2 protein-coding genes are annotated in these 1,740 nt (G+C 57.0%); both read left to right on the plus strand.

Annotated elements, in window-relative coordinates:
* Positions 1–413: 413 nt before the first annotated feature.
* A complete protein-coding gene (locus NZM16_RS06640; RefSeq protein WP_295479450.1) occupies positions 414–1,169 on the plus strand; it encodes an iron-sulfur cluster assembly protein in 756 nt (251 codons plus the stop codon).
* A partial coding sequence (locus NZM16_RS06645; RefSeq protein WP_295479452.1) for an amidohydrolase family protein occupies positions 1,166–1,740 on the plus strand: 575 nt, incomplete at its 3' end. The genes NZM16_RS06640 and NZM16_RS06645, both read left to right, overlap by 4 nt.

Genomic DNA, 1,740 nt, shown 5'->3' on the forward strand with positions numbered 1-1,740 from the left:
CGCGGCCTCTGGGCCGCGGGGAAGGAGAGGAAGAGGGAGGGGATATTGCTTGCCGGACTGGCTTCAGTTTCTCCAATCTCCAGTTTATACCTGGACAAAGCACTACATTGCGGAGCGGCACAGGGAGGGGGAATTCAAACACTTCAGGGCCGCGGGGAGGGGAAGGGGGAGGGGTTTGCCTCGCTCAGGCGCCAACCAGCCATCGGCCCACTTCGGTCCGCCCGGGAGCGAGAGGCGGGCTGAACAGGATGCACAACTCTAAATTAAATTCTATTCTTCACAAAATTGTGATTTTGAGCGCTTGTTATTGTGGTCACAATACAATATGGCTGAGGTTTAAAGCACGAACGGATCTTGACAATTTCTGTTGAAGTAAGTAATCTTTACTTGAGCGAGGGGAAAGGAGGGGCTCGATGGTCCAGTGGGAGGGAACAGAAGCCGGAGTCCAGGCCTCGCTCTGGCAGGCGCTGGATGAGGTTCTGGACCCCGAATTGGATCAGTCCATTGTCCGGCTGGGGTTCGTAGAGGCCGTGCTCCTTGAAGGTTCCTGCGTCGAAGTGACCCTCCGTTTGCCCACGTTTTGGTGCGCCCCCAATTTCGTGTTCATGATGGCGGAGGATATCCGGCGGGCTCTCCTTCAGGTGGAAGGCGTTCAGGAGGTGCGGGTCCGAATCGCCGATCACTTCGCTTCAGAAGCGATTGAGGCAGCCATTCGGGAGGGGCGTTCTTTCGAGGCGGCCTTCCCCGGCGAGACGACGGGCTCGCTGGATGAGCTCCGTCAGTGGTTCCAGCGCAAAGGTTATCTCCGCCGCCAGTTCGCGCTCCTGAAGGCCCTCCGTGCGGCAGGGTTTTCCCCCCCGGAGATCTGCGCTATGCGGCTCGCGGATTTGTTGAAGTCGGAAGGGAAGTGGTGGGCCCGTCGGGCGGATGGCACCCTGGTGCGGATCGAATCGGAAGAGGCGATCTCCCGTTATCTGAAGCGACGGCAGGAGTTGGGCCTGGATGGCCGACCGGAATCTCCGTTGATGCTGGACATGGACGGAAACCCCATCCCCCTCGAATCCTTTGAGGATTACCTCCGACGAAGCCGCACGACCCTGCTGAATCTAAGCGCCAATGCCTCCCTCTGTCAGGCTTTATTAGCCAGTCGGAAAGGAGGTGCCCCATGATCCGTGTGGATGGCCAGGAGATTTTTGTGATCGACGGACACATCCATTTCTGGGATGGCAGTCCGGAGAATTGGCGGAACAAATATGGAGAGGGCTGGATGCTCTGCTTCTACGACTATCATAAGGCCCTCAGTCCCGGGGATTACGTCTGGCCGTTCGATAAATATTGCAAATATGACGAGGAAACGCTGATCCGGGATCTCTTCATCGATGGCTATGTGGACATGGGCATCTTCAACTCGACTTATCTCACGGAGTTCTTTAAGAATGGATTCAATACCCATGTGCAGAACAATGTCCTGAAGCAGAAGTATCCGGATCGCTTTATCCTCTGCGGCACCTTTGATCCCCGTTGGGGGGAAAGGGGCCTGGACGAGTTCCGGCGGATGGTGGAGGAGTATCCTATTCAGGGCCTGAAGCTTTACACAGCAGAGTGGCGCGGGGAGTCCCGCGGATGGCGGCTGACCGATCCGATGGCCTACCGTTACCTGGAGCTCTGCCGCGAGCTGGGGATCCGCAATATCCATGTCCACAAAGGACCGACGATCTATCCGCTGAATAAAGATGCCTT

The organism is Thermoflexus sp. (assembly GCF_025055495.1).
Classification (GTDB): Bacteria; Chloroflexota; Anaerolineae; order Thermoflexales; family Thermoflexaceae; genus Thermoflexus.